6 protein-coding genes are annotated in these 7031 nt (G+C 71.4%); 3 read left to right on the top strand and 3 right to left on the bottom strand.

What is annotated here, in order from left to right; genetic code table 11:
• Positions 1-138: 138 nt before the first annotated feature.
• From ACWFR3_RS46295 to ACWFR3_RS46285, 3 genes are all read right to left on the bottom strand, one after another.
• Positions 139-786 carry a PhzF family phenazine biosynthesis protein gene (locus ACWFR3_RS46295; protein WP_453740749.1) on the bottom strand — a complete coding sequence of 216 codons (648 nt, stop codon included), beginning with the start codon at positions 784-786 and terminating at the stop codon, positions 139-141.
• 45 nt (positions 787-831) lie between these two features.
• The gene (locus ACWFR3_RS46290; RefSeq protein ID WP_453740747.1) at positions 832-2340 is read right to left on the bottom strand and encodes an HtaA domain-containing protein; all 1509 of its coding nucleotides are present in this window, start codon (positions 2338-2340) and stop codon (positions 832-834) included.
• A gap of 61 nt (positions 2341-2401) precedes the next feature.
• Complete coding sequence (locus ACWFR3_RS46285; RefSeq protein ID WP_453740746.1) at positions 2402-3847, bottom strand: HtaA domain-containing protein; 1446 nt, start codon at positions 3845-3847, stop codon at positions 2402-2404.
• 114 nt (positions 3848-3961) lie between these two features.
• Between ACWFR3_RS46285 and ACWFR3_RS46280 the strand changes: the two genes are divergently transcribed.
• Genes ACWFR3_RS46280 through ACWFR3_RS46270 form a run of 3 tightly spaced genes read left to right on the top strand, consistent with a single transcriptional unit; the run spans position 3962 to position 6911 of the window.
• Positions 3962-4975, top strand: a complete 1014-nt coding sequence (locus ACWFR3_RS46280; RefSeq protein WP_453740745.1) for a heme/hemin ABC transporter substrate-binding protein — start codon at positions 3962-3964, stop codon at positions 4973-4975.
• Positions 4976-4980: 5 nt separating this feature from the next.
• Positions 4981-6069: a FecCD family ABC transporter permease gene (locus tag ACWFR3_RS46275; protein ID WP_453740748.1), complete on the top strand. Its 1089-nt coding sequence runs from the start codon at positions 4981-4983 to the stop codon at positions 6067-6069.
• Positions 6066-6911 carry a heme ABC transporter ATP-binding protein gene (locus ACWFR3_RS46270; protein WP_453740744.1) on the top strand — a complete coding sequence of 282 codons (846 nt, stop codon included), beginning with the start codon at positions 6066-6068 and terminating at the stop codon, positions 6909-6911. The genes ACWFR3_RS46275 and ACWFR3_RS46270 overlap by 4 nt, the downstream gene beginning before the upstream one ends.
• Positions 6912-7031: the final 120 nt, after the last annotated feature.

Genomic DNA, 7031 nt, shown 5'->3' with positions numbered 1-7031 from the left:
GCTGAAATGTTCAGCCCGTCCGGCGTTTGAGGACGAACTCGGCGAAGCCGGTGATGACGTCCACCAAGGCCCCCGCGCCGAGCGGGTTTTCGGGAAGGGGCGGGGTGGGGGACAAATCCGCCGGAGGCGGGAAGAGACTCAGACCCCCGTCAGCCGGACCCGGCCGCCCACCTCGATCAATCCCCCCGGCGCCGGCGCCGTGAGGATCTGCGACCCGCGCCCCTGCGTGATGTTGAGCGCCCGCCCGAGCCGCTCCGTCAGGAGCAACGCCGCCGCCCCCGTGGCCTCGTCCTCCCGGATGCCGTCGTCGCGTCCGGGAAAGCCCCGCGCCCGCACCCGCCCCGCGGCCTCGTCCTCCCAGGCCCACGCGTACACCCACTCCCCCGGCGGGGGCACCGCGAGGGCGTCCACCTCGGCCGGAGTGCCGTAAGCGCGCAGCGTCCGCCCCGGAGCCCACTCGGGCCGCGCCACGATCCAGTTGAACTCCCCGTCCTGGCGGGCCTGCACCACTCCCGCGGGAGTGACCAGTTCAGGCACATCCAGAAGCCAGGACGTACCCACGCAGGGGTGCCCGGCGAAGGGCAGCCGCAGCGTAGGGGTGTAAATGTCGATGACCCCGCGCTCGGGGTCATCGACGAACACCGTCTCGCTGAAGCCGAGCTTCGCGGCCATCTCCTGCCGCTCGCCCCGCCCGGGCACGCGGGCCCCGTCGCGCACGACACCCAACTCGTTGCCGTGCCGACCGTCGGGCCCGCAGAAGACCCGCAGGACGTCAAGGCTGTCCAGTAGTTCCGTCACCCGGGCATTCAAGCATCCTGCGGACAACCAGCCTCAGGAAGTGCGGCGCCGGGCCACGAAGACCGCACCCGCGCCCGCGGCGATGATCGCCCCCGCGGTCCCGAGCAGCGCCCCCGTCGGCACGGAAGCACCGGTGGCGGCCATCGAGCCCCCCGTACCCCCGCCGACCGAGCCACTGCCGAGGTCGGACGAACCCCCGTTGGCGGTACCGCCGGTGGAGCCGCCCGTCGAACCGCCGCTGCCGCTCGGCAGCTCCGCGCCCTCGGCGACCGAGAGCGCCACCGTCACGGGGTCGATCGCGTCGCCCTCCTTGTAAGAGGACGGCGCGTCCTCGCTCTCGAACTGCTTCGCGCCCGCCGCGGTGAACGCCGCCGGCACCTTGTCGAGCACGACGACATCGTCCTTCGCCGCGTACGACGCCTTGGAGAGGTCGAGCGTCGCGAACTTCACGTCGTTGTTGGTGCCCTTGGGCGTGGTGACGTCCACGCTCAGCGTGCCCTTGGTGCCGTTCGCCGCCACCTTGATGTCGCTGAACTTCATGTCGATGCCGTGCGCCTTGTACTCGAAGCGGACGGCGCCGCCGAAGGACGCGGTCAGCTTCTTCGCGTCGCTGTCCACCTCGCCATCGGCGTACGGGAAGTCGTAGCCGTTGTCGTTCTTCTCGGCGCCGCCGGAGAGCGTGGCGCCGCCGCCGGACTCGATGTAGCGGCGGAAGCTCTCCTTCACGCCCCAGGCGAGCGAGCCGTCGTGGACCTCGCCCGCGGGCTTGTCGGCGTCGGCGGTGCTGCTCGGCTTCGGCGTCGTGGTGGGCTCGGCCGTGGGCTTAGGGGTCTTGGTGGGCTTGTCGGTCGGCTTCGGGGTCTTGGTGGGCTTGTCCGTCGGCTTGGGCGTCTCGGTGGGCTTCTCGGTCACGGGAGCGCCGGCCGTCACCGTGAGCGTGGCCGGGTCGAGCTTCTCGCCCTCCTTGTACATGCCGTTGAAGGCCTTGGCGCCGTCCGCCGTCAGCGTCGCCGGGATGTCCTTGAAGGTCATCGCGCCGCCCTCGCCCTGGCCCGGCCTGATTCCGGTCAGGTCGAGCTTGGCGAGGTCGATGTCGTTCTGGGTGGCGCCGTTGAGGGTGACGTCGGCCTGGATGGCGCCGCCCGTGCCCTCGGTGCGGACCTTGACGTCGCCGACCTTGATGTCGAAGCGGTGGGCCGTGGAGACGAAACGGACGCTGCCCTTGAAGGCGGTGTCGGTGGCGTGCGTCCCGGTGTCGTACGTCCCCTTGCCGTCGGTGAAGGTGAACACCCCGTTGTCGGCCGCCTGCTTGGCGCCGTCCGTGGCCTCGATCTTGCCCGCGGCGATGCCCGTGACGTACTTGCGGAAGGACTCCTTGAGGCCCCAGTCCAGCTTGCCGTCCTTGAGCTCCAGCTTCGGCGGCGCCGCAGCGGCGGCATCGCTGTCGGCGGCGAGCGCAGGCAGGGTCAGGGCGGTCGCGCCGAGTGTGACGGCGGTCGCGACGGCTGCCGCGAGGGTTATGGGACGACGGTTGGCGGCCATGGTCAGGCTTCTCCTTGGAGAGGTACGAAAGAAAAGTGGATGAGCGGGGAGGGAGAGAAAGTCAGGAATCCGATGCGGCACCGGAAGGGGCCGTCGCCGCCCGCTTCTTGCGTACGACCCCGAACGTGACCGCCGCGGCCAGCAGCACCGCCACGCCCGCGCCGATGCCGATCGGCACGGCGGCCGACGAGGATTCGGACGAGTCGGCGGCGTTCTCGGTCTTCGGCTCTGCGGCCTTCTTCGCCTTCGGCGTCGGGCTCGCGGACGAGCCGAGGTCCGGCAGGGCGGGCAGTTTCGCGTCGGCGTCGAGGGCGACGGCGAGGGAGAGCGGGTCCATGTCGGAGCCCGCCTTGTACATGCCGCCGAACGCCTTGGAGCCGTCGGCGGTGAGCTTCGACGGCACCTCGGTGAGGGAGACGAGCCCGTCCTCGGGCTTCAGTTCCTTGGCCGCGAAATTGATCAGCGGGGCCTTCTTCAGCGTGACGCCCTTGTCGCCCTTGCTGTCGACGTCCGCTAGGAGCGTGCCCTTGCCGTCCTTCACCTCGACGGCGACCTTGCTCAGCGCGAGGTCGAGGCCGTGTTCGCCGGTGAAGCGCACCGTGCCCGCGAAGTCCGCGTCGAGGGTCTGCTTCTTCTTGTCGTACGTCCCCTCGCCCTCGGGGAAGCGGAAGAGCGCGCCGCCGTCCTTCGCCCCTGCCGACAGTTTCCACTCGCCCTTGGCGATGGAGCCGGTGACGTACTCCCGGAAGGTGCGGCGCACGCCCCAGTCGACGGCCGCGTCCTCGATCCGGCCCGCCTTCGCCTTCTTACCGGAGTCCGAGGACTTCGACGGCTTCGGCGACGGCTCCTTCGAGGGTTTGCCGGAGCCGGCCTTCGCCACGAGGTCCGTCGACAGGCTCACCCGGTCCAGCTCGGTGCCCGCCGTGTAGTACCCGGCGAAGGCCTTCGCGCCCTGGGAAGTGAGCGTCGCGGGAAGGTTGTTGAGGGCGATCGGTCCCGATCCGCCCTTCATGTTGATGCCGGACATGCCGAGGTTCGCGAGCGGCACCTGGGCCGTGGTCGTGACCTTGCCCGTGCCCTTCTCCTTGCTGACCATGTCGGCGTAGAGCGTGCCGGAGCCGCCGGAGATCTTGACGGTGGGGCGGCTGATGGTGAGGTCGAGCTCGTACGAGCCGCCCTTCTTGTGCCCGAGGAAGTGCACACCGCCGGAGAACCCGGCACTGAAGGCCCCGCTGTCCGGGTCGTACGAACCCTTCGCCGAATGGAACCGGAACTGGCTGCCGCCGACCGTGGCGGCGCCGCCCTGCAAGGTCGAACTCCCCTGGGCTATGGGCCCGGTGACGTAGCTCTGGAACGAGGATTTGATGCCCCAGTCGAGCCGTCCGCCCTGGACCGTGCGGTCCTCGGCGTGCGCGGCGCCCGCCGGGAGCAGCGCTCCGACGAGTGCGGTGAGCACGGCCACGGCTGAGCCGCGGGCGATGGCTCGCGCCTGTCTTGACGACGACATGGGACCCCTCCAGATGTGGCTAATGAGGTAAGGCTAACCTAAACTACGATCACTCCGGCTGGAACCCCCAGCGCCCTCAGCAACAGCACGACAGGACGGTGGACTTCGGTGCGTATGCCGCGCTCACTCCGTATGGCCGGCGCGTGGACCGCCGTTCTCGCCCTGGCCCTCACGGGCTGCGGATCATCGTCGGACGACGGCGGCGGGGCCTCCCCGAAGGCGAAGGCCGCGGCCTCCGCGCCCGACCGGGTCGAGCCGCTGGAGTCCCGCCCCGGCCCCGTGCTCCCCGCCACCGTCACGTCGGCCGACGGCAAGAAGGTCACCGTCGAGGACACGAGCCGGATCGTGCCGCTCACCGGCAGCCTCAGCGAGATCGTCTTCACCCTCGGGCTCGGCAAGAACGTCGTGGCCCGCGACATCACCGCGACCTTCCAGCAGGCGGCGAAGCTGCCGGTGGTGACGCGTGCGCACGACGTGTCGGCGGAGAGCGTCCTGTCCCTGAAGCCGACGGTCGTCCTCGCCGACACCTCGACGGGGCCCGCGGAGGCCATCGACCAGATCCGTGACGCGGGCATCCCGCTCGTCGTGTTCGACCCGGCGAAGAGCCTCGACGACGTGGGCCCCCGGATCGACGCGGTGGCAAAGACGCTGGGGGTCGCCAAGTCGGGCGACGAGCTCAAGTCCCGTACGCAGGAACGCATCGCGAAGGTACGCAAGGCCATCCCGGCCGCCGCCCGCACCGAGAAGCCCCGCGTCGCCTTCCTCTACCTGCGCGGCTCCGCCTCCGTCTATCTGCTCGGCGGGCGCGAGTCCGGCGCGGGCTCGCTCCTCGAGGCGGCAGGGGCGGTCGACGCGGGCAAGGCGTCGGGCCTGAAGAAGGACTTCACGGCGATCACGAGTGAGGCGCTCGCCAAGGCGGCGCCGGACGCGATCCTGGTGATGTCCAAGGGACTCGAATCGGTGGACGGCGTTGACGGCCTGCTGAAGATCCCAGGCGTCGCGGAGACCCCGGCCGGTCTCGACCGCCGCATCGTCTCGATCGACGACGGAGTGCTCCTGAACTACGGGCCGCGCACGGACCAGGTCCTGAAGTCCCTCGTGGAGCAGTTGTACGGGAGCGGGAAGTGACCGTGCTGACCAAGCAGGCGGACTCCGGGTCCGCCACCGGGGAGCCGGCGGCGCCGCGGGCCCGCCGCCGGGGCGCGACCGCTTCCCTGACCGCCGGGCTCACGGCCGCCCTCGTCCTCCTCTGCCTTCTCTCCGCAGGCATCGGCGCGTACGACATCCCGCTCGGGGACGTGCTCAGTTCCGTGCAGCACCGGATCGGGCTCGGCGGGAGCGCGCTCGACCGGGTCGGCGAGAGCGTCCTGTGGAACGTGCGGCTGCCGCGCGTGACGCTCGCGCTGCTCGTCGGGGGGTCGCTGGGCTGCGCGGGCGCGCTCATGCAGGGCGTGTTCGGCAATCCGCTCGCCGAGCCCGGCGTCATCGGGATCTCGGCGGGCGCGGCCGTCGGCGCGGTGGCGTCGATCGCGCTGGGCCTGAGCTTCTTCGGGAACTGGACCGTGACGGTCTGCGCGTTCGTCGCCGGGCTCGCGACCGTTCTCCTCGTGTACGTCCTCTCGCGCAACGGAGGCCGCACGGAAGTCGTCACGCTGATCCTCACCGGCATCGCGGTGAACGCGTTCGCGGGGGCGCTGATCGGGCTCTGCATCTTCTTCGCGGACAACGCGCAGATCACCCAGATCACCTTCTGGCAGCTCGGCTCGCTCTCCGGTGCGACCTGGCCGAAGGTGCTCGCGGTCCTTCCGTGCGCAGTGGCCGGTCTGGCCGTGGCGCCGCTGTACGCACGGAAGTTGGACCTCCTCGCGCTCGGCGAGCGGCCCGCGCGGCATCTCGGGGTCGACGTCGAACGGCTGCGGCTCGTCCTTGTTCTGGTGGTGGCGCTGCTGACCGCCGCCGCGGTGGCCGTCGCCGGGATCATCACGTTCGTCGGTCTCCTCGTCCCGCATCTGCTGCGGATGGCGGCGGGGCCGGGGCACCGCTTCCTCGTGCCGGGCAGCGCCCTTGGCGGGGCGGTCGTGCTTGTCGGGGCGGATCTCGCGGCGCGAACGGTGGCGGCGCCCGCGGAGCTGCCGCTGGGGGTGCTCACCGCGCTCTTCGGGAGCCCGTTCTTCTTCTGGCTGCTGCGCAGGACCCGTCGTAAGCAAGGGGGTTGGGCATGATCGGGCGGATCGCCGGGCGGCTGTTCGCGTCGGGGCGCGGGCTCGCGGTGCCGGAGTCCTTCGCTCCGGGTGACGCGCTGGCCGAGGCGTCGGGGCTCGTGGTGCGGCTCGGGGGGCGTGAGGTGCTCTCGGGGGTGTCCGTCACCGCCCGTGCGGGAGAGGTGCTTGCCCTGGTCGGGCCGAACGGGGCGGGGAAGTCGACGCTGCTCGCCGCGCTGGCCGCGGACCTTGCGGCCGACGAGGGGGTCGTACGGGTCTGCGGGCGGGGCGTCGCACAGTGGCCCGCGCGTGAACTCGCCCTTCGCCGGGCGGTGTTGCCGCAGGCGGCCTCGCTGTCCTTCCCCTTCGCCGTGGAGGACGTCGTACGGATGGGGCGCGCTCCGTGGGCCGGGACGGTCCTTGAGGAGGACGACGACCGCGTCGTGCGGGAGGCGATGGACGCGACGGAGGTCGTCGAGTTCGCCGCCCGTCCCTTCTCCGCGCTGAGTGGCGGCGAGCGGGCCCGGGTTGCGCTGGCCCGTGTCCTTGCCCAGCGGGCACCGCTGCTCCTGCTCGACGAGCCGACCGCGGCGCTCGACCTCCGCCACCAGGAGTTGGTCCTGCGGATCTGCCGGGAGCGGGCTGCCGCGGGGGACGCGGTGGTGGTGGTCCTGCATGATCTGGGGCTTGCGGCGGCGTACGCGGATCGGGTCGCGGTGTTGCGGGGCGGGGGCGTTGCCGCGGAGGGGGCTCCGGGGGAGGTGTTCACCGGGGAGCTCCTGAGCGAGGTCTACCGGCAGCCGGTGGAGGTCTTTCCGCATCCGCGGACGGGGGCTCCTCTGGTCACCCCGGTGCGGGGCTGAGGCTCGGGCGGTCCCTGCGGGGCTCTCCCCAATCCCACCCCTTCCCGAAACCATGGGGCTCCGCCCCCTGGACCCCCTTACAAGATGTCCTCAATCGCCGGACGGGCTGGATTCCCAGCC

Source organism: Streptomyces sp. NPDC055189 (assembly GCF_053606765.1).
Note: the sequence above shows the minus strand (reverse complement) of the source record. Positions and strands in the feature narration are given on the sequence as shown.

What these genes read in the sequence shown, in the direction of transcription:
- ACWFR3_RS46280 (WP_453740745.1), top strand. Translation starts at nt 3,962, where the DNA reads ATGCCGCGCTCACTCCGTATGGCCGGCGCGTGGACCGCCGTTCTCGCC.
- ACWFR3_RS46285 (WP_453740746.1), bottom strand. Translation starts at nt 3,847, where the DNA reads ATGTCGTCGTCAAGACAGGCGCGAGCCATCGCCCGCGGCTCAGCCGTG.
- ACWFR3_RS46290 (WP_453740747.1), bottom strand. Translation starts at nt 2,340, where the DNA reads ATGGCCGCCAACCGTCGTCCCATAACCCTCGCGGCAGCCGTCGCGACC.
- ACWFR3_RS46270 (WP_453740744.1), top strand. Translation starts at nt 6,066, where the DNA reads ATGATCGGGCGGATCGCCGGGCGGCTGTTCGCGTCGGGGCGCGGGCTC.